This window comes from Allostreptomyces psammosilenae, assembly GCF_013407765.1.
In the GTDB taxonomy this organism is placed as follows: domain Bacteria; phylum Actinomycetota; class Actinomycetes; order Streptomycetales; family Streptomycetaceae; genus Allostreptomyces; species Allostreptomyces psammosilenae.
Genome location: NZ_JACBZD010000001.1, coordinates 4288680 through 4307274 on the forward strand (window position 1 = coordinate 4288680; position 18595 = coordinate 4307274).

Annotated in this window: 17 protein-coding genes and 6 tRNA genes; 18 read left to right on the top strand and 5 right to left on the bottom strand. The window is 75.2% G+C overall.

Annotated features, from left to right (window positions below; translation table 11 throughout):
* The first annotated feature begins 147 nt into the window (after window positions 1-147).
* The 8 genes from FHU37_RS17695 to FHU37_RS17730 all read left to right on the top strand — a co-directional run bounded on the left by FHU37_RS17695 (window position 148) and on the right by FHU37_RS17730 (window position 3391).
* Window positions 148-939, top strand: a complete 792-nt coding sequence (locus tag FHU37_RS17695) for a fumarylacetoacetate hydrolase family protein (protein ID WP_179815135.1) — start codon at window positions 148-150, stop codon at window positions 937-939.
* Window positions 932-2443, top strand: coding sequence for a glutamate--tRNA ligase (gene gltX / locus FHU37_RS17700; RefSeq protein ID WP_179815136.1), 1512 nt, complete (start codon window positions 932-934; stop codon window positions 2441-2443). The genes FHU37_RS17695 and gltX overlap by 8 nt, the downstream gene beginning before the upstream one ends.
* Window positions 2444-2665: 222 nt before the next feature.
* Window positions 2666-2737, top strand: a tRNA-Gln gene (locus FHU37_RS17705).
* 64 nt (window positions 2738-2801) lie between these two features.
* Window positions 2802-2874, top strand: a tRNA-Glu gene (locus FHU37_RS17710).
* A 64-nt stretch (window positions 2875-2938) separates the two neighbouring features.
* Window positions 2939-3011 (top strand) — tRNA-Glu (locus FHU37_RS17715).
* A gap of 64 nt (window positions 3012-3075) precedes the next feature.
* Window positions 3076-3148: transfer RNA gene (locus FHU37_RS17720), tRNA-Glu, on the top strand.
* A gap of 59 nt (window positions 3149-3207) precedes the next feature.
* A tRNA-Gln gene (locus tag FHU37_RS17725) sits at window positions 3208-3279 on the top strand.
* A 36-nt stretch (window positions 3280-3315) separates the two neighbouring features.
* A tRNA-Glu gene (locus FHU37_RS17730) sits at window positions 3316-3391 on the top strand.
* A gap of 182 nt (window positions 3392-3573) precedes the next feature.
* Here FHU37_RS17730 and FHU37_RS17735 read toward each other — a convergent pair.
* Window positions 3574-4287 carry an IclR family transcriptional regulator gene (locus FHU37_RS17735; protein WP_179815137.1) on the bottom strand — a complete coding sequence of 238 codons (714 nt, stop codon included), beginning with the start codon at window positions 4285-4287 and terminating at the stop codon, window positions 3574-3576.
* Window positions 4288-4457: 170 nt separating this feature from the next.
* Here FHU37_RS17735 and leuC point away from each other — a divergent pair, with 170 nt between their 5' ends.
* The 4 genes from leuC (at window position 4458) to FHU37_RS17755 (ending at window position 7748) form a co-directional block, all read left to right on the top strand.
* On the top strand, window positions 4458-5885 hold the full coding sequence (gene leuC, locus FHU37_RS17740; RefSeq protein ID WP_179815138.1) for a 3-isopropylmalate dehydratase large subunit: 1428 nt from the start codon (window positions 4458-4460) through the stop codon (window positions 5883-5885).
* Window positions 5886-5941: 56 nt separating this feature from the next.
* Complete coding sequence (gene leuD, locus FHU37_RS17745; protein WP_179815139.1) at window positions 5942-6535, top strand: 3-isopropylmalate dehydratase small subunit; 594 nt, start codon at window positions 5942-5944, stop codon at window positions 6533-6535.
* Window positions 6536-6741: 206 nt separating this feature from the next.
* Window positions 6742-7020, top strand: a complete 279-nt coding sequence (locus FHU37_RS17750) for an SCO5555 family protein (RefSeq protein WP_246449968.1) — start codon at window positions 6742-6744, stop codon at window positions 7018-7020.
* A gap of 77 nt (window positions 7021-7097) precedes the next feature.
* Window positions 7098-7748 (top strand): HU family DNA-binding protein, encoded by a 651-nt coding sequence (locus tag FHU37_RS17755; RefSeq protein ID WP_179815140.1) that lies wholly within the window; start codon window positions 7098-7100, stop codon window positions 7746-7748.
* A gap of 46 nt (window positions 7749-7794) precedes the next feature.
* On the opposite strand, the gene FHU37_RS17760 is transcribed toward FHU37_RS17755, so the two are convergent.
* Window positions 7795-8712 carry a CofC family guanylyltransferase gene (locus FHU37_RS17760; RefSeq protein WP_312892656.1) on the bottom strand — a complete coding sequence of 306 codons (918 nt, stop codon included), beginning with the start codon at window positions 8710-8712 and terminating at the stop codon, window positions 7795-7797.
* 344 nt (window positions 8713-9056) lie between these two features.
* On the opposite strand from FHU37_RS17760, the gene FHU37_RS17765 reads away from it, so the two are divergent.
* From FHU37_RS17765 to FHU37_RS17775, 3 genes are all read left to right on the top strand, one after another.
* A complete protein-coding gene (locus tag FHU37_RS17765) occupies window positions 9057-9977 on the top strand; it encodes a lysophospholipid acyltransferase family protein (protein ID WP_179815141.1) in 921 nt (306 codons plus the stop codon).
* Window positions 9974-10975: an NAD(P)H-dependent glycerol-3-phosphate dehydrogenase gene (locus FHU37_RS17770; protein ID WP_179815142.1), complete on the top strand. Its 1002-nt coding sequence runs from the start codon at window positions 9974-9976 to the stop codon at window positions 10973-10975. The genes FHU37_RS17765 and FHU37_RS17770 overlap by 4 nt, the downstream gene beginning before the upstream one ends.
* A 226-nt stretch (window positions 10976-11201) precedes the next feature.
* A complete protein-coding gene (locus FHU37_RS17775) occupies window positions 11202-12410 on the top strand; it encodes a D-alanine--D-alanine ligase family protein (protein WP_179815143.1) in 1209 nt (402 codons plus the stop codon).
* A gap of 74 nt (window positions 12411-12484) precedes the next feature.
* Here FHU37_RS17775 and FHU37_RS17780 read toward each other — a convergent pair whose 3' ends face one another.
* Together FHU37_RS17780 and FHU37_RS17785 are read right to left on the bottom strand one after the other, a co-directional pair.
* The gene (locus FHU37_RS17780) at window positions 12485-12976 is read right to left on the bottom strand and encodes a DUF3515 domain-containing protein (protein WP_179815144.1); all 492 of its coding nucleotides are present in this window, start codon (window positions 12974-12976) and stop codon (window positions 12485-12487) included.
* A gap of 47 nt (window positions 12977-13023) precedes the next feature.
* On the bottom strand, window positions 13024-13257 hold the full coding sequence (locus tag FHU37_RS17785; RefSeq protein WP_179815145.1) for an Lrp/AsnC family transcriptional regulator: 234 nt from the start codon (window positions 13255-13257) through the stop codon (window positions 13024-13026).
* Window positions 13258-13581: 324 nt separating this feature from the next.
* Here FHU37_RS17785 and FHU37_RS17790 point away from each other — a divergent pair, with 324 nt between their 5' ends.
* Complete coding sequence (locus FHU37_RS17790; protein WP_179815146.1) at window positions 13582-14550, top strand: thiamine-phosphate kinase; 969 nt, start codon at window positions 13582-13584, stop codon at window positions 14548-14550.
* A gap of 170 nt (window positions 14551-14720) precedes the next feature.
* A complete protein-coding gene (thiD, locus tag FHU37_RS17795) occupies window positions 14721-15524 on the top strand; it encodes a bifunctional hydroxymethylpyrimidine kinase/phosphomethylpyrimidine kinase (RefSeq protein WP_179816356.1) in 804 nt (267 codons plus the stop codon).
* A gap of 169 nt (window positions 15525-15693) precedes the next feature.
* Here thiD and rpmB read toward each other — a convergent pair whose 3' ends face one another.
* On the bottom strand, window positions 15694-15879 hold the full coding sequence (rpmB, locus tag FHU37_RS17800; RefSeq protein ID WP_179815147.1) for a 50S ribosomal protein L28: 186 nt from the start codon (window positions 15877-15879) through the stop codon (window positions 15694-15696).
* A 766-nt stretch (window positions 15880-16645) separates the two neighbouring features.
* On the opposite strand from rpmB, the gene FHU37_RS17805 reads away from it, so the two are divergent.
* A complete protein-coding gene (locus tag FHU37_RS17805) occupies window positions 16646-18541 on the top strand; it encodes a DAK2 domain-containing protein (protein WP_512699029.1) in 1896 nt (631 codons plus the stop codon).
* The last annotated feature ends 54 nt before the right edge of the window (window positions 18542-18595 follow it).

The following is an 18595-nucleotide window of genomic DNA, read 5'->3' on the forward strand; positions in this document are numbered from 1 at the left end:
CGGGCGATGTGACGAAAATCACACAATTCCGGAGTGTGGTGCCCGGTCGACGCCACAGCGTGACCACCGATGCACGCAAACGGCCCGCGATAGCCTCAACCTGCAACGTCGTGTTCCGTCAGCTAGCGAAGGGGCAGCAGTCCACTCGTGCGTATCGCCAGGTTCTCCCTCGATGGAAACGTCGCGTTCGGTGTGGTCGAGGGTGACCAGACCGATCCCCGCGACACCGAGGGGCTCACCGTCACCCCCATCGACGGCCACCCCTTCGGTCCCTTCCAGACCGTCGGCACGCCCATCCCGCTGGGCGCCGTCCGGCTGCTCGCCCCGACCCTGCCCAGCAAGGTCGTCGCGGTCGGCCGCAACTACGCCGAGCACGCCGCCGAGCTCGGCAACGAGGTCCCGCAGGCCCCGTTGACCTTCCTCAAGCCCTCCACCTCGGTGATCGGCCCCGGCGGCGAGGTCGTCTACCCCCGGTTCTCCGCCGACGTCCACCACGAGGCGGAGCTCGCCGTGGTCATCGGCCGGATGTGCCGCGAGGTGCCGCGCGCCCGGGTCCAGGACGTGATCCTGGGCTACACCTGCGCCAACGACCTCACCGCCCGCGACGTCCAGCGCGCCGAGGCGCAGTGGACCCGCGCCAAGGGCTTCGACACCTCATGCCCGCTCGGCCCCTGGGTGGTCACCGACCTCGACCCCGCCGACCTGGCCATCACCTGCACGGTCGGCGGCGAACTGCGGCAGGCCGGCCGCACCGGCCAGATGGTCCACTCGGTGGCCGACCTGGTGGTGCACATCAGCGAGGCCATGACGCTGCTCCCCGGCGACGTCATCCTCACCGGAACCCCGGCGGGCGTCGGGCCCGTCACCGTCGGCGACGAGGTCGCCGTCACCATCGAAGGCATCGGCACTCTCACCAACCGGGTGGTCAAGCGTGGCTAGCACCCCCTCCGCCGTCCCCGGCACCGACGCGCCCGTCCGGGTGCGCTTCTGCCCCTCCCCGACCGGCAACCCGCACGTCGGCCTGGTCCGCACCGCCCTGTTCAACTGGGCCTTCGCCCGGCACCACGGCGGCACCCTGGTCTTCCGCATCGAGGACACCGACGCGGCCCGGGACTCCGAGGAGTCCTACGAGCAGCTCCTGGACTCGCTGCGCTGGCTCGGGCTCACCTGGGACGAGGGCCCCGAGGTGGGCGGCGCGCACGGCCCCTACCGGCAGTCCGAGCGGATGGACGTCTACGCCGACGTCGCGCGGCGGCTGCGCGAGGCCGGCTGGGCCTACGAGTGCTACTGCACCACCGAGGAGCTGGAGCAGCGCCGCGACGCCGCCCGCGCCGCCGGCGCCCCCTCCGGCTACGACGGCCACTGCCGCGACCTCACCGAGGAGCGGGTCGCCGCGTACCGCGCCGAGGGCCGGCCGGCCGTGCTGCGCTTCCGCATGCCGGACCGCACCATCACCTTCACCGACCTGGTCCGCGGCGAGCTCACCTTCGAGCCGGAGCACGTCCCCGACTACGCGCTGCTGCGCGCCAACGGCCGCCCGCTCTACACCCTGACCAACCCGGTCGACGACGCGCTGATGGGCATCACCCACGTGCTGCGCGGCGAGGACCTGCTCTCCTCCACCCCGCGGCAGATCGCCCTCTACCAGGCCTTCGCCGAGATCGGCGTCGGCGACGGCAGCACCCCCTACTTCGGTCACCTGCCGTACGTGATGGGGGAGGGCAACAAGAAGCTCTCCAAGCGCGACCCCACCAGCTCCCTGGGCCTGTACCGGGAGCGCGGCTTCCTCCCCGAGGGCCTGCTGAACTACCTGGCGCTGCTCGGCTGGTCGCTGGCCGAGGACCGCGACCTGTTCACCATGGACGAGATGGTCGCCGCCTTCGACGTCGACCGGGTGAACGCCAACCCGGCCCGGTTCGACATCAAGAAGTGCGAGGCGATCAACGCGCACCACCTGCGGCAGCTGCCCGCCGACGAGTTCGTCCGCCGGCTGGTGCCCTTCCTCCAGCGGGCGGACCTGCTGCCGGCCGAGCCGAGCGACGAGCAGTTGGCGCTGCTCGCCGCGGCGGCGCCGCTCACCCAGGAGCGGATGGTGGTGCTGAGCGAGGTCGTCGGCATGCTCGGCTTCCTCTTCGTGGCCCCCGAGGACTTCCGGGTCGACGAGGCCGACGCCGCGAAGGTGCTCGGGCCGGACGCCGCCGAGGTGCTGACTGCCGCCGCCGGCGCGCTGGAGGCACTGCCGGCCTGGGAGACCGACGCCATCTCCACCGCCCTGCGGGAGGCCCTGGTGGACGGCCTCGGCATCAAGCCCAAGCACGCCTTCACGCCGCTGCGCGTGGCGGTGACCGGGCGCCGGGTCTCCCCGCCGCTGTTCGAGTCCATGGAGCTCCTCGGCCGCGGGGAGACCCTCCGCCGGCTGCGCGCCGCGCTGCCGGCGGACTGACCGGCGCGCGACCGCACGGCGGACGGTCGGTGCGGGCGGCCGCGGCAGGCGCGGCGCGGCCGCCCGCACCAACCGATTTTGGTGGCACTGAGGCCATCGGGTACTGTTTCTTCTGCGCGACCGGGGCGGCCCGGGCCGGTGGGAGAACCGCCGGAGGGGCCGGGAAACAGGTTCCCGGGCGCGTTGCCATGAAGCCCGGCCTTCCAGGTCGGGTGGATCTGATGGGGTATGGGGTAATTGGCAGCCCGACGGATTCTGGCTCCGTTAGTCTAGGTTCGAGTCCTGGTACCCCAGCTGGAACGCTGGTCCACACCAGCCGCGGCCATCACGGTTGAGGCGGTGTGGAGCGAGGTTCCGTGGCCCCGTTGTGTAGCGGCCTAGCACGCCGCCCTCTCAAGGCGGTAGCGCCGGTTCGAATCCGGTCGGGGCTACGAGATCCGACTCGCCCTGGTGACACCCCGTGGTGTCGCCGAGGCGGGGCGACTCACCTATCTTGGCCCCGTTGTGTAGCGGCCTAGCACGCCGCCCTCTCAAGGCGGTAGCGCCGGTTCGAATCCGGTCGGGGCTACGAGATCCGACTCGTCCAGGTGACACCCCGTGGTGTCGCCGAGGCGGGACGGCTCACCTATCTTGGCCCCGTTGTGTAGCGGCCTAGCACGCCGCCCTCTCAAGGCGGTAGCGCCGGTTCGAATCCGGTCGGGGCTACGATCACGGCGACCATCCACACCCCGGCCTGGGAGTGGAGCGAACGGTCACCGTGCCCATGGGGTATGGGGTAATTGGCAGCCCGACGGATTCTGGCTCCGTTAGTCTAGGTTCGAGTCCTGGTACCCCAGCTGGTCACCGCCTCTCACGGTCGGTGACCGAAATGTGGCCCCGTTGTGTAGCGGCCTAGCACGCCGCCCTCTCAAGGCGGTAGCGCCGGTTCGAATCCGGTCGGGGCTACCACAGCAGTACGCGATCGAGGCGGTCTCCGTGTGAACGGGGGCCGCCTCGACGCCTTTCCCGGGCTTCTCCCGCCCGCCCCCGGACACGCTCGCGCGCCCTCCCCGCCTTCGCCGTGCGGCGGCGGGCGGGGGCGGGCGCGAGCGGAGACGTGACGGTGCCGAAGGGCCCGGTGGCCGCGGCGGTCAGCCGCGGCGCAGGGCGTCGCTGAGCCGGCCGGCGGCCTCCAGCACCGCCTGGGCGTGCATCCGGCCCGGGTGGCGGCTCAGCCGCTCGATCGGCCCGGAGACCGAGACGGCGGCCACCACGCGGTTGGACGGGCCGCGCACCGGGGCGGAGACCGAGGCCACACCCGGCTCGCGCTCCCCGATCGACTGGGCCCAGCCGCGCCGCCGCACCCCGGACAGCGCCGTGGCCGTGAAGCGCGAGCCCTGCAGGCCGCGGTGCAGGCGCTCCGGCTCCTCCCAGGCCAGCAGCACCTGCGCCGCCGAGCCCGCCTTCATCGGCAGCGTGCTGCCCACCGGCACGGTGTCCCGCAGCCCGGAGAGGCGCTCGGCCGCCGCCACGCAGATGCGCATGTCGCCCTGCCGCCGGTACAGCTGCGCGCTCTCCCCGGTGACGTCGCGCAGGTGCGTGAGCACCGGTCCCGCCGTGGCCAGCAGGCGGTCCTCGCCCGCCGCCACGGCCAGTTCGCCCAGGCGCGGGCCCAGGATGAAGCGTCCCTGCATGTCCCGTGTCACCAGTCGGTGGTACTCCAAGGCGACCGCCAGCCGGTGGGCGGTCGGCCGCGCGAGACCGGTGGCCGAGACCAGCCCGGCGAGGGTGGCGGGACCGGCCTCCAGCGCGGCCAGTACCAGAGCAGCCTTGTCGAGAACGCCGACTCCGCTAGAGTTGTCCATGGCTTGATATTGACGTCTCAGATCGCGAGACGCAACTTCATTGCAACGTGGAACGCGCCACTGTGGTCGCACCGCGGTGGGGGCGGGACCGGGCAGACGGCCCGGCCGTGTCACCGCGGCCCGCAAACAGGGATCGAGAATCCGGCGAGGATGCCGGCGGAGGGAAAGCGATGGGACGGACGCTCGCTGAGAAAGTCTGGGACGCCCACGTCGTACGACGTGCGGAGGGGGAGCCGGACCTGCTCTACATCGACCTGCACCTGCTCCACGAGGTCACCAGCCCTCAGGCCTTCGACGGACTCCGGCTGGCCGGGCGGCCCGTCCGCCGGCCCGACCTGACCCTGGCCACCGAGGACCACAACACCCCCACGCTCGACATCGACAAGCCCATCGCCGACCCGGTCTCCCGCGTCCAGCTGGAGACGCTGCGGGCCAACTGCAAGGAGTTCGGGGTCCGCCTGCACTCCCTGGGCGACGTCGAGCAGGGCATCGTGCACGTGGTCGGCCCGCAGCTGGGCCTGACCCAGCCCGGCATGACCGTGGTGTGCGGCGACAGCCACACCGCCACCCACGGCGCCTTCGGCGCCCTGGCCTTTGGCATCGGCACCAGCCAGGTCGAGCACGTGCTGGCCACCCAGACGCTGCCGATGGCGCCGTTCAAGACCATGGCCGTGACGGTCAACGGCGAGCTGCCGGCGGACGTCACCGCCAAGGACGTCATCCTGGCCGTGATCGCCAAGATCGGCACCGGCGGCGGGCAGGGCTACGTCATCGAGTACCGCGGCGAGGCCATCCGCAAGCTCTCCATGGAGGGCCGGATGACCATCTGCAACATGTCCATCGAGGCGGGCGCCCGCGCCGGCATGGTGGCCCCGGACGAGACGACGTTCGCCTACGTCAAGGGCCGCCCGCACGCCCCCGAGGGCGCCGACTGGGACGCCGCCGTGGAGTACTGGCGCACCCTGCGCACCGACGACGACGCGGTCTTCGACAAGGAGGTCGTGATCGAGGCCGCCGAGCTGGCGCCGTTCGTGACCTGGGGCACCAACCCCGGCCAGGGCCTGCCGCTGAGCGCCCGCGTGCCGGACCCGGCGGACTTCGAGGACCCCACCGAGCGCGACGCCGCCGAGAAGGCGCTGCGCTACATGGACCTCACCCCGGGCACGCCGCTGCGCGAGATCACCGTGGACACCGTCTTCCTCGGCTCCTGCACCAACGGCCGGATCGAGGACCTGCGCGCCGCCGCGGCCCTGATCAAGGGCCGGAAGGTGGCCGAGGGCGTCCGCATGCTGGTCGTCCCGGGCTCGGTGCGGGTGGCGCTGGACGCCCAGGCCGAGGGGCTGGACAAGGTCTTCACCGAGGCCGGCGCCGAGTGGCGGCACGCCGGCTGCTCGATGTGCCTGGGCATGAACCCCGACCAGCTCGCCCCCGGCGAGCGCTCCGCCTCCACCTCCAACCGCAACTTCGAGGGCCGCCAGGGCAAGGGGGGCCGCACCCACCTGGTCTCCCCGCAGGTCGCCGCGGCCACCGCGATCCTCGGCCACCTGGCGTCGCCGTCCGACCTCGACGCCGCCGACCGCGAGCTGGTCGGCGTCTGACGCCGACGGCGCCGCACCAGGCCACGGATCCGAGCGAGGAAGACGAGAACGAGAGCATGGAAGCCTTCACCACCCACACCGGCCGGGTCCTCCCGCTGCGCTACAGCAACGTGGACACCGACCAGATCATCCCCGCGCACTGGCTGAAGAAGGTCACCCGCAGCGGCTTCGAGGACGGCCTGTTCGAAGCCTGGCGCAAGGACCCGGAGTTCGTGCTGAACCAGCCCCGGTACGCCGGCGCCACCGTGCTGGTGGCCGGGCCGGACTTCGGCACCGGCTCCTCCCGGGAGCACGCCGCCTGGGCCCTGCAGAACTACGGCTTCAAGGCGGTGATCTCCTCCCGCTTCGCCGACATCTTCCGCGGCAACTCGCTGAAGAACGGCCTGCTGACCGTGGTGCTGCCGCAGGAGGTCGTGGAGCGCCTGTGGAAGCTGGCCGAGGACGACGCGACGGCGGAGGTGACCGTCGACCTGGTGGCCCGCGAGGTGCGCTTCGCCGGCGAGGCGGTCCCCTTCGAGCTGGACGACAACACCCGCTGGCGGCTGCTGGAGGGGCTGGACGACATCAGCCTGACCCTGCGTCACGCCGACGACATCACCGCCTTCGAGGCGGAGCGGCCGTCCTTCAAGCCGCGCACCCTGGTCGGCTGAGCCGGCGCACCGCCGCACGGCCGACACGCCGGGTTCGCGAGGCCGGGTCCACCACCGCCACACGGCGGCGGCGGGCCCGGCCTCGCCGCGTCCGCGCGGCCCCCGCGGCGCCCCCGCCCGCCACCGCCGCCCCTCCCGGCCGGTACGCGCCGGATCGTGCGCGACGGACCCACCCTTACGAACCGGACGGATGAGACAATGGGTGCATGGAGGGCGAAGAGGAACTGGCGCTCTTCGCGGCCGTCGCCGAGCGGCTGCGGCAGGCGCACCGGCACGTCCGCGCCCTGGACGCGCCGGTGGAGACCAAGGCCGCCCTGACGCGTCGCCTGCTGGTGATCACCGAGGCCGCCAAGTACGACCTCGCCCACGCGGACCGCCGGCTGCGCTGGTTCGTCATGGCGATGGAACGCGGCGAACCGCCGTTCGCGGCACGTCCCGACTCGCCCACTTCGTTGCGGCACAAGGGTGATTCGTCCGTTTGGTAATTGATTTGGTGTATATCAATGCCTACGGTGCCAAAAGCCACGACGATTTCGTCCAGCCGGATTGCTAAGGGGCAGACGTGAACAAGGCACAGCTTGTCGAAGCGGTCGCCGGGCAGGTCGGCGGCCGGAGGGCCGCCGCGGAAGCAGTGGATGCTGTGCTCGACACCATCGTCCGCGCCGTGACCGCCGGCGACCGGGTCTCGGTCACGGGCTTCGGCACCTTCGAGAAGGTCGACCGGCCCGCGCGCTACGCCCGGAACCCGCAGACCGGTGAGCGGGTCCGGGTGAAGAAGACCTCCGTCCCGCGCTTCCGGCCCGGCCAGGGCTTCAAGGACCTGGTCAGTGGCACCAAGAAGCTGCCCAAGACCGGCGCGGCCGTGAAGAAGGCCCCCAAGGGATCGATCACCCCCGGCCGGACCGGCGCCCGGGCGGCGGCCCCGCGCGGCATCGCCGCCGAGGTCGTCGAGGAGGAGCCGGCCGCGCCCGCCCCGGCGAAGAAGGCGCCCGCCAAGAAGGCCCCGGCGGCGAAGAAGGCCCCCGCCAAGAAGGCCCCGGCGAAGAAGGCCCCCGCTCCCGCGGCCAAGAAGGCGCCGGCCAAGAAGGCCACCCCCGCCCCGGCGGCGAAGAAGACCACGGCCAAGAAGGCGACCACCAAGAAGGCCGCGGCGAAGAAGGCCCCGGCCCGCAAGGGCACCGCGCGCCGCGGGGGCGGCACCGAGGGCGAGTGACCGGCGCGGCCCCGGGCGGCCGGCCGACGGCGCCCGAGGGGCCCCGTCAGGGCGTCCCCGGCGACCACGCCGCGGGCGGACCGGACGCCGGACCGGGCGCCCGCTCCGGGCCCGGCCCCGGCCCGGTCGGCGAGCCCGCCCGGGGTCCGCCGTGCGGCCGCCCCCGCGCCCCTCCCGGCGACCCCGGCGCCGGGTCGTCCCGCAGCAGCGCCGCCGTGCGCGGGCCGAGGCCCAGCCGCCGCGCCTGCTCCAGATCGTCCGGCGTGTCGACGTCGCGCCGCACCGAGTCCAGCCCCGCCACCGGCAGCGGCACCGCGCCGGAGGCCTCGTGGAGCGCGCGCGAGCCGGTGCCGAAGCGCGGTTCCAGCCACCGTCCCGGTCCGGCGGTCAGCAGGGTCGTGCCGGACCCCTCGCGGTCCGCGAGGAACGCCCGCGGGTGTCCGGCGGCCAACGCCAGGGCGCGCCCCAGCTCCTCGGCGCGCAGCGCCGCCAGGTCGGCGGAGAGCGCCGCCACCCACGCCGCCGCCGGCCGCGCGCCCCCCGGCGGTGCCGTCCCGGCCGTCGCTCCGGCCGCCGACCGGTCCCGCGGGAGCGCCGTCGGCTGGCCGGCCGCCGTCGCCCCGCCCGCCGGCCGCCGCCCGAGCCGGGCCCGCCAGAGCGCCTCACCGTGCCGCACGGCCGCGTTCAGCCCGGCCGCCGGCAGGTCCGGCACCACCTCCGCGCCGAGCCCGCGCAGGGCCGCCCCGGCCACCTCGTCGTCGGTCACCACCAGCACCCCCGCCACCGCCGGGCAGGCCAGCGCCGCCGCCACCGTGTCCAGCGCGAAGGCCAGCGCCAGCCGGGGCCGCAGCACGTCGTAGGGGCGCCGGCCCAGCCGGCTCTTGGCCACCTCCAGCGGCTTCAGCGGCACCACCAGGTGCCACCGCGCCGGCGCCGACGGGTTGTCCGAATCGGGGGTTGGCACGACCCGGGACTCCTTGTATTCAGCAGGGACGGCCTCGTGCGCGAGGGCGTGAGCGTCAGCGACCGGGCCGCCGCTCACCCGAAAGGCGCGAGAATCCATCCTCGCACCGCGCCGGGGGCGCGTCGGGAGGCGGGCCCGGTTTCTCCCGGTGGATTTCTCGACATATGGTCAAGCGCCGGGGCAAACTTGTGCGGCCCTGCCCCGCTCAGGCGGCCGGTTCCCGACGACCGGGCGCCCGGCCGGCGCCCCACCGGACGCCGTAGGGCCGCGAAGGAGAGCCTGTCCCAGGTCACGGCACGCCCGGCCTGCCGTGCTGAGGCAGGTCATGGACAGGAGGACAACGCGTGGCCCGCTCCCCATACGGCTTCTGGTACCGCTTCGTCGCGGCGGTGCTCAAGCCGCCGCTGCTCCTCCTCACCAAGCGGGAGTGGCAGGGCATGGAGCACATTCCCGCCGAGGGCGGATTCGTCACCGCCGTGAACCACAATTCCTATCTCGACCCGGTGGCATACGCGCACTTTCAGTACAACACCGGTCGCCCTCCGCGTTTCCTGGCGAAGTCCAGCCTCTTCCACATCGCCGGCGTGGGCACCGTGCTGCGCGGCATGAAGCAGATCCCGGTGTACCGCGACAGCGCCGACGCGGCCAAGGCGTTCCGCGCCGCCGTGGACGCGGTGGGCCGCGGCGAGTGCGTGGCCGTCTACCCGGAGGGCACGCTCACCCGCGACCCGGACCTGTGGCCGATGGCCGGCAAGACCGGCGTCGCCCGGATCGCGCTGATGACCGGCGCGCCGGTCATACCGGTCGCCCAGTGGGGCGCCCACCAGGTGGTCCCGCGCTGGATAAGGGGTGCGGCCGGTCCCGAGGGCAAGTTCCGGGTGCGGCTGTTCCCGCGCGCCACGCTGCGGGTGCTGGCCGGCCCGCCGGTGGACCTGTCGGAGTTCCGGGACAGGGAGCTCAACGCCGACGTGCTCCGCGCCGCCACCGACCGGATCATGGACGCCGTCACCGAGCTGCTGGCCGAGCTACGCGGCGAGGAACCTCCGGGGGTACGGTTCGACATGCGGGCGTCCGGCGCCGCCACCCGGGCCCAGCTGTCCGGGGAGCCGGCCGGACGGCCCGACGCGCCCGCCACCAACCAGGCGTCCACCGCGTCCGACGCCCCACTCGCGCCCGAGGCCGGCCTCGCGCCCGAGAAGGGCTCCGACGACGCCGGCACGCCGCGGGCCGTCCACGAGACCGATGGCGAGGGGATCTCTCGGTGACGCACTGCGCCGTCTACGGCACCGGTTCCTGGGGGACCGCCTTCGCGATGGTCCTGGCCGATGCCGGGTGCACGGTGCGGATGTGGGGGCGCCGGGAGGAGCTCGTCGGCGCGATCAACACCACCCGGGAGAACCCCGACTACCTGCCGGGCGTCCGGCTGCCGGAGGCGGTCAGCGCCACCACCGACCCGGAGCTGGCGGCGCGCGGCGCGGAGTTCGCCGTCCTGGCCATCCCCTCGCAGACGCTGCGGGAGAACCTCGGCCGCTGGAAGGCGTACTTCGAGCCGGAGACGGTCCTGGTGAGCCTGATGAAGGGGGTGGAGCTGGGCACGGCCCGCCGGATGAGCGAGGTGGTGTGCGAGGAACTGGGGGTGCCGCAGGGGCGCGTCGCGGTGGTCAGCGGGCCCAACCTCGCCGCGGAGATCGCCCAGCGGCAGCCCGCCGCCAGCGTGGTGGCCTGCAGCGACGAGGCCGTCGCGGAACGGCTCCAGGAGGCCTGCCGCACGCCGTACTTCCGTCCCTACACCAACACCGACGTGGTCGGCTGCGAGCTGGGCGGGGCGGTGAAGAACGTGATCGCCCTGGCCGTCGGCATCGCCGACGGCATGGGGCTCGGCGACAACTCCAAGGCGTCGCTGATCACCCGCGGGCTGGCCGAGACCAGCCGGCTCGGCGCGGCCATGGGCGCCGACCCCTACACCTTCTCGGGGCTGGCCGGGCTCGGCGACCTGGTGGCCACCTGCTCCTCGCCGCTGTCCCGGAACCGCACCTTCGGCGCCAACCTGGGGCGCGGGCTGTCGGTGGCCGAGACGGCCGCGCTCACCCGGCAGACCGCGGAGGGCGTGAAGTCCTGCGAGTCCGTCCAGCTGCTGGCCCGCCGGCACGGCGTGGACATGCCCATCACGGACACCGTGGTCTCCATCGTGCACGACGGCAAGCCGCCCCGGGTGGGGGTGAAGGAGCTGATGTCGCGCTCGGCCAAGCCGGAGCGCAACTGAGCCGGCCGCGCCCGGGCACCCGGCGGCCCCCGGGCGGCAATCCGCCCCGGGCGGCAACCCCCGGTACGGCCGGGAGCACCCGCTCGGGCGCGCGCCGAAGGGTTGGCGGGGGGTGTCGCCGGCGGGCCGGCCTGAGAGAGTGTGGGCGGAGCGAGCTGGCGGAGGGTGCGCGGCGGCGGTGCCGCGCGCCGGGCGCGTGCGACAGAGAGGTAGTGTCACCGCTGACATGAGCAACGAGACCTTCCCCCCGAACGACACGGCCGCCGCCCAGCCGGCGTCCGCGCCCGGCTCCCGCCCGCCCCGGACCAGGGTCGCCCTGGTCTTCGGCGGGCGCAGCTCCGAGCACGGCGTCTCCGTGGTCACCGCGGCCAGCGTGCTCGCCGCCATCGACCGGACCCGCTACGAGGTGGTGCCGATCGGCATCAACGCGTCCGGCCGCTGGACCCTGGTGGCCGACGAGCCCGCGCGGATGGCCATCACCGACGGCCGCATGCCCGACGTCGACGGCGTGGCCGAACCCGGCGACGGCACCGTCGTCCTGATGGGGGAGAGCGCCGCCGACGGCGGCCGCCGGCACGAGATCGTGCGGGCCGAGCCCGGGGCGCTGCCCAAGGCGCTCGGCGAGGTGGACGTGGTCTTCCCGCTGCTGCACGGCCCCTACGGCGAGGACGGCACCATCCAGGGCCTGCTGGAGATGGCCGGCGTGCCGTACGTGGGCTGCGGGGTGCTGGCGAGCGCCGTCGGCATGGACAAGGAGTACATGAAGCACGTCTTCACGGCGTGCGGCCTGCCCGTCGGCCCGTACACCGTGATCCGCCCCCGGGAGTGGGAGCGCGACCGGGAGGCCGTGCGGCGCCGGGTGGCCGAACTGGGCTGGCCGGTCTTCGTCAAGCCGGCCCGGGCCGGCTCCAGCATGGGCATCAGCAAGGTGAACGGCCCCGAGGAGCTGGACGCCGCCGTCGAGGAGGCCCGCGGGCACGACCCGAAGGTGATCGTCGAGGCGATGCTGCGCGGGCGCGAGATCGAGTGCGGCGTGCTGGAGTTCGAGGACGGGCCGCGGGCCAGCCTGCCGGCCGAGATCGAGGTGCTGGACGGCGCCGGCCACGAGTTCTACGACTTCGAGGCCAAGTACCTCCAGGCCGACGAGGCCACCCGGGCGCGCATCCCGGCCGAGCTCGACGCGGAGCAGACCGCCCGGATCCGGGACATCGCGGTGCGGGCCTTCGAGGCGCTGTCCTGCGAGGGCCTCGCCCGGGTCGACTGCTTCCTGCTGGAGGACGGCCGGTTCGTCGTCAACGAGATCAACACCATGCCCGGCTTCACGCCCACCTCGATGTACCCGCTGATGTGGCGGGCGACCGGCGTGGAGTACCCCGAGCTGATCGACCGGCTGATCCAGGCGGCGCTGCGCCGGGGCGACGGCCTGCTCCGCTAGCCCGGGCGCGAGCCGGCGGCCCGCCCCGCACGGGGGGGCCGCCGGGCCGGCCCGGGGCACGGCCCCGCCCGCGGCTACTCGAACACGCTGGGCACGGCGCGCCGCACCGGGTCGGCGAGGTCGGTGAGCGCGCCGGTCTCCGGGGCGTACTCGCCCGGCACGGTGACCTCGACGAACGCCTCCCGCTGCACGGTGGTGAACCGGTAGCCGTCCTCGGTCCGCTCGAACAGCCAGTCCACGTCGTTCACCCCGACCGCGTCCGAGAGCGGGTCGTAGCCCTCGGTGCCGGGGGTCAGCACGGCGGGGCGGGGGACGCCGCAGCGCAGCACGATCGCCGGGTCGCCCCAGGCGCGCACGTACGGCGAGGCCGGCTCCGTCTCGACCTCGGCCAGGTCGTAGACGGTGGCCGGGAGCTCCGCCATGAGTGCGTCGCACGAGGCCACGGCGGCGCCCTCGGGGCTCGGGGGGTCCACCTCGACGGGCCCGCAGCCGGTGGCGGCGGCGAGCAGCAGACCGAGGCCGGCGGCGGCCGGGGCGGCGCGTCCGATGCGGGAGGTACCTGGCACCCGCCGATTCTAGGCGCGCCGGGCGGCGCGGCGGCCCGGCGCCCCTACTAGGGGTGCACCACCGGGCAGGTCAGGGTGCGGGTGATGCCCTCCACCTGCTGCACCTGCGCCACCACCAGCGAGCCGAGGTCGTCGATGGTGGTCGCCTCGGCGAGCACGATGACGTCGTAGGGGCCGGTCACGTCGTTCGCGTGCAGGACCCCGGAGATGTCCGCGATCGCCTCGGCCACCCGGGCGGCCTTGCCGATCTCGGTCTGGATCAGGATGTACGCCTGCACCACGGCTCAACCTCCGAACGCGCCAGGAGCCTCGGCACTCCGTCCGGCGCGGGCGCCGGTGCTCCGGCTGGGGCGACGGTGCGGCCGGGGCGCCGAGGTCGGGAAACGACACGCTACCTCGCCGGGCCCGTGCGCGTACCCCCTCGTCAGGTCGGTAACGGCGCGAAGCACCCGGGCGGGCCGCCGGCGCCGCCGCGGGCACCGGCACCCCCCGCGGCCCGCCAGCGTGCACCACACTGTTCCCGTGTAGTCGGAACCGGCGTCGTGCCGGACGCGTGGATCCCTTCGGCCCCTCACCGGGCACGGGAAGGCAGGGTGGAGGACGTCATGCAGCAGGGCACGCTGGGCGAGGTCGGCGAATTCGGGCTGATCAAGGTGCTGACCGGTGGGCTGCCCCGGACCCCGGCGGTCCAGGTCGGCCCGGGCGACGACGCCGCCGTGGTGGCCGCCCCGGACGGCCGGGTGGTGGCCACCACGGACGTGCTGCTGGAGGGGCGTCACTTCCGCCGCGACTGGTCCACCGCCTACGACGTCGGCCGCAAGGCCGCCGCCCAGAACCTCGCCGACGTGGCCGCCATGGGGGCCGCGCCGACCGCCCTGCTGCTCGGGCTGGTCGCGCCCGCCGACCTGTCGGTGACCTGGGCCGGAGAGCTGATGGACGGCCTGCGCGACGAGTGCCAGGTGGCCGGCGCCGCCGTGGTCGGCGGGGACGTGGTGCGCGGCGACACCATCATGGTGTCGATCACCGCGCTCGGCGACCTCCAGGGCCGTGCCCCGGTCACCCGCTCCGGGGCCCGTCCCGGCGACGTCGTCGCGGTGGCCGGCTGGCTGGGCTGGTCCGCCGCCGGCCTGGCGGTGCTCTCCCGCGGCTTCCGCTCGCCGCGCGCCTTCGTGGAGGCGCACCGCCGCCCCGAGCCGCCGTACCACGCCGGCCCCGCGGCCGCCACGCTCGGCGCCACCGCGATGATGGACGTCAGCGACGGCCTGGTGGCCGACCTGGGGCACATCGCCGCCGCCTCCGGCGTCCACATCGACCTGCGGGCGGAGCGCTTCGACGTGCCGGCCCAGATGGCCGACATCGGTCACGCCGTCGGCGTCGACCCGATGCAGTGGGTGCTCACCGGCGGCGAGGACCACGCGCTGGTCGCCACCTTCCCGCCGGACGCCGACCTGCCCGCGCGCTGGCGCCGGGTCGGACAGGTGCTCAAGGCCGCGACCACCCCGGACGGCGGCCGGGTCACCGTGGACGGCGCTCCGTGGACCACCGCCGGCGGCTGGGACCACTTCGGCGACTGATCCCGCGCGCCGACGCACCCCGCACGCCTTTGTAGGCTGCACGGGTGACCGCTGACCAGGTGACCGCCGACTCCGCACCGGCCGCCCGGGCGAACCCCGCCCCGACGACCGACGACGCCACCGCCCCCGCCGCCGGCACGGCCGCCCGCCCCGCGCCCGCGGCGGCCGCGGTGCCCACGCCGCCCGTGGCGCCGCCGCGGGTGCTCACCGTGGCCGGCTCGGACTCCGGCGGCGGCGCCGGTATCCAGGCCGACCTCAAGGCCATGCTGGCGGCCGGGGTGCACGGCATGAGCGTCATCACGGCGATCACGGCGCAGAACTCGCTGGGCGTGCAGGGCGCCTGGGACCTGCCGGTGGAGGCGGTGCGGGCGCAGTTCCGCAGCGTCGTGGACGACATCGGGGTGCAGGCGGTCAAGACCGGGATGCTCTCCTCGGCCGAGCTGGTGCGCACCGTCGCGGAGCTGCTCGGCGGCGTGGACTGCCCGGTGGTCGTCGACCCGGTGGGCGTCTCCAAGCACGGCGACCCGCTGCTGGCCGAGGAGGCGGTGTCGGTGCTGCGCGACCGCCTGCTGCCGCTGGCCACCGTCGTCACCCCGAACCTGCACGAGGTGGAGCAGCTCACCGGCGTGCGGGTGGAGGACGAGCGGGAGCTGCGCGGCGCCGCCGAGGCCGTGCTGGCCCTCGGCCCGCGCTGGGTGCTGGTCAAGGGCGGCCACCTGCCCGGGGACGCCGTCGACCTGCTCACCGACGGCGAGACCGAGCACGTCTACCGGGCGCCCCGGCTGCCGAACCGGCACACCCACGGCACCGGCTGCACCCTGGCCTCGGCGATCGCGGCGCGGCTGGCGCGCGGCCTCGACGTGCCGGAGGCGGTCGCCGGGGCCAAGGAGTACGTCACCGGGGCGATCCGCGCCGGCTTCCCGCTGGGCGGGGGCATCGGCCCGGTGTGGCACGGGTGGCACGGCACGCCCTGAGCCGCCCGGAGGGCGGACCGCCCGCCCGCTCCCAGGAGCCGGGCGGCCCCGCCGGAGGGAGCCCACGAACAAAACGGCTGGTGGCCCACCGCGACGCGGTGGGCCACCAGCCATGGAACCTTGCGGACCGGTGGGGGAGCCGGACGGCTCCCCCGGACGGGTCAGCGCGTCAGCGCGTGACCTTGCCGGCCTTGATGCACGAGGTGCAGACGTTGAGCCGCTTCGGCGTGCGCCCCACGACCGCGCGGACCGTCTGGATGTTCGGGTTCCAGCGACGGCGGGTGCGGCGGTGCGAGTGGGAAATGCTGTTGCCGAAGCCCGGCCCCTTGCCGCAGACGTCGCAGTTGGCAGCCACGGGAGTCACTCCAAAGACAAGAGATGAGCTTACGTTCGGTACGCGGCGGCGTCCCGAGAAGTGACGCCGAGCGGAAGGCCCGGCGGTGCCGAGCAACCTGAGAAGCATAACCCGCAGCCTCCCGGCCGGCGAAACCTACCACTTGTCCCACCGGTTCCGAGCCGCCCGGAGGCACCCCGCGGGCATCCAACCGCCCCACGGACGTCACCTGCCCGCCACACCCGGTCGTTAGTCTGGGACTTCGACCGCGGGACCTGCGACACCCTCACCCGCGGCGGCAGCGGATGCCGCCGCCCGGCGCCCGTGGCGGCTGGAGGAGTAGGTGCTGGACAGGCTCGACGCGGCGGCCGTACGCGCATGGTGCCGCCGATCGCTCCACTCGCTGGCCAGCGTCCGCGACGAGATCGACGCGCTCAACGTCTACCCGGTGCCCGACGGCGACACCGGCACCAACCTGTACCTGACCCTGCAGTCGGCCGCGGCCGCCGTCGAGCGCTGCTTCGAACGCGCGGACGGCGACCCGGAGGACGCCCGGCCCGGGCCCCGGAAGACGGGCGGCGCCGCCGCTCCCGGGCGCGCCGCCGCCACCGACCGCCGGAGGGGCGCCCGCGACCGCGCCGGCGCACCCCCGGCCGTCGGCCGCGGCGACACGGCCCCGGCCGACGGGACCGGCGGCGGGGACGTACCGGGCGCCCCGCACGCCGCGGGCGCCCCCGATGCCCCGGGCGCCTCCGGCGGCCCCAGCGTCGAGGAGGCCCTGCGAGCGATGGCCGACGGCGCCCTGATCGGAGCCCGCGGCAACTCCGGGGCCATCCTCGCCCAGCTGCTGCGCGGCATGGCCGACTCGGTCGGCGGCCCCGACCCGGAGGCCACCGGCGCCCCGCGTCCCACCGCGTCCGCCGGCCCCGACGAACCCGCCCGCCCGGGCCCGTCCCGCGCCGCCACCGGGCACCGTGGGCGCCGCCCCGGCGGCCGTGCCGGCTACGGACGGCGCGGCCCCGGCGGACGCACCACCCCCGCGCCGCACGAGCCGGCCGCCTCCTCCGCCCGCCTCGGGCGCGACACCGCCGGCGCCGCCACCGGCGGGGTGGCGGCCGGTGCGGAGCAGCCCGACTGGGACGCCGTCCAGCTGCGCCGGGCGCTGACCCGGGCCGTGCAGGCGGGCTACGAGGCCGTGACCCAGCCGGTGGAGGGCACCGTGCTCAGCGTCGCCCGCGCCGCCGCCGAGGCCGCCGACCGGGCGGCCGGCAACCTGGTCGCGGTGGCCCGCGCCGCCGTCGCCGCCGCCCGGGACGCCCTGGACCGGACCCCGCACCAGCTCGACACGCTGCGCCGCGCCGGCGTGGTGGACGCCGGTGGGCGTGGACTGGTCGCCGTGCTGGACGCGCTCGCCGCCGTCATCGAGGGCCGCCCCGCAACGGAGGGCCCGACACCGGAAGCCCTCGCCGATCCCCGGCCCGTCTCCCGCCCCGGGGGCGTTCCCGCGCCGGGGGAGCTCGCCGCGCCGGCGGACACGGGCCGGGGCGAGCTGCCCGGCCGGCCGGCCGTGCCCGGAGACCCCGGCGGCCCCGGCTTCGAGGTCATGTACCTGCTCGACGCCCCCCGCGAGGCCGTCCCCGGGCTGCGCGCCACGCTGGACTCCCTCGGCGACTCCCTCGTCGTCGTCGGTGGGCCCAGGCTGTGGAACGTCCATGTGCACACCCCGGACGCCGGCGCGGCCGTCGAGGCCGGCATAGCCGCCGGCCGGCCGCACCGCATCCGGATCACGCTGCTCACCCCCGCGCCCCAGGGACGGCCGTCCGCCGACCCCTGCTGCTCCCCGAACGACCAGGCCACGCCGGCCGGCGCGGCGACCTCTGACGCCTTCGAGGCCGCTCCCGCCGCCGCGGCCGTGCCCCCGGCCGATCCGGTGGCCGGCGCCCCCGCCGCCGACGTGGAGGAGGCGGCCGCGGCGGCACCCTCGCGGACCGTGATCGCGCTCGCCTCCGGGGACGGCTTGATCGCCCTGCTGCGCGACCACGGCGCCCACGTGCTGCCGGTGCAGCCGACGGAGCCGGCCGCGGCGGAGCGGCTCGCCGCCGAGGCGCGGTCCGCCGGCGGGGCGGAGGTGCTGTGGCTGTGCGAGCGCCCCGAGCAGGAGGAGGCCGCTCTCCGCGCCGCCGAGCTGCTGACCGCCGAGGGCCGGCGCAGCGCGGTCGTGCCCTGCGGAAGCAGCGTGCACCTGCTCGCCGCCCTGGCCGTGCACGCCCCGGAGCGGGACTACGCCGACGATCTCGGCGCGATGACCGCCGCGACCGCGGCCACCCGCCACGTCGAGGTCCCGGCGGGGGGCGAGGACTCGGGCTCGCCGCTGGCGCGCGGCCGCCGTCGCCGCCGCGCCGCCGGCCGGGGAGCGGGCGCCGGCAAGGGGGGCCGGGCGGCAGGTGTGGGGGACGTCGAGGAGGGGGCGGTACGGGCGCTGGAGGCGCTGCTGGTGGACGGCCCGGCCGGGGGCGAGGGGGGCGCCGTGCCGGAGCTGGTGACGCTGGTGGTCGGTGCCACGGCGCCGGCCGGCCTGGTGGAACGACTCACGGAGCAGGTCCAGGCGCTGGCCCCGCAGGCCGAGGTGGTCTCCTATGACAGCGGCGCGGCGGACCCGGTGCTCACCATCGGCGTGGAGTGAGCACCCCCTCGGGCGGGACGCCGCCGGGCTCTTCGCCGCCACGCGGGAGTTGTC

Coding starts and splice junctions, on each gene's coding strand:
- leuD (WP_179815139.1), top strand. CDS start 5,942: ATGGAAGCCTTCACCACCCACACCGGCCGGGTCCTCCCGCTGCGCTAC.
- FHU37_RS17805 (WP_512699029.1), top strand. CDS start 16,646: ATGGCCGACGGCGCCCTGATCGGAGCCCGCGGCAACTCCGGGGCCATC.
- FHU37_RS17790 (WP_179815146.1), top strand. CDS start 13,582: ATGCAGCAGGGCACGCTGGGCGAGGTCGGCGAATTCGGGCTGATCAAG.
- FHU37_RS17775 (WP_179815143.1), top strand. CDS start 11,202: ATGAGCAACGAGACCTTCCCCCCGAACGACACGGCCGCCGCCCAGCCG.
- leuC (WP_179815138.1), top strand. CDS start 4,458: ATGGGACGGACGCTCGCTGAGAAAGTCTGGGACGCCCACGTCGTACGA.
- FHU37_RS17735 (WP_179815137.1), bottom strand. CDS start 4,287: ATGGACAACTCTAGCGGAGTCGGCGTTCTCGACAAGGCTGCTCTGGTA.
- FHU37_RS17750 (WP_246449968.1), top strand. CDS start 6,742: ATGGAGGGCGAAGAGGAACTGGCGCTCTTCGCGGCCGTCGCCGAGCGG.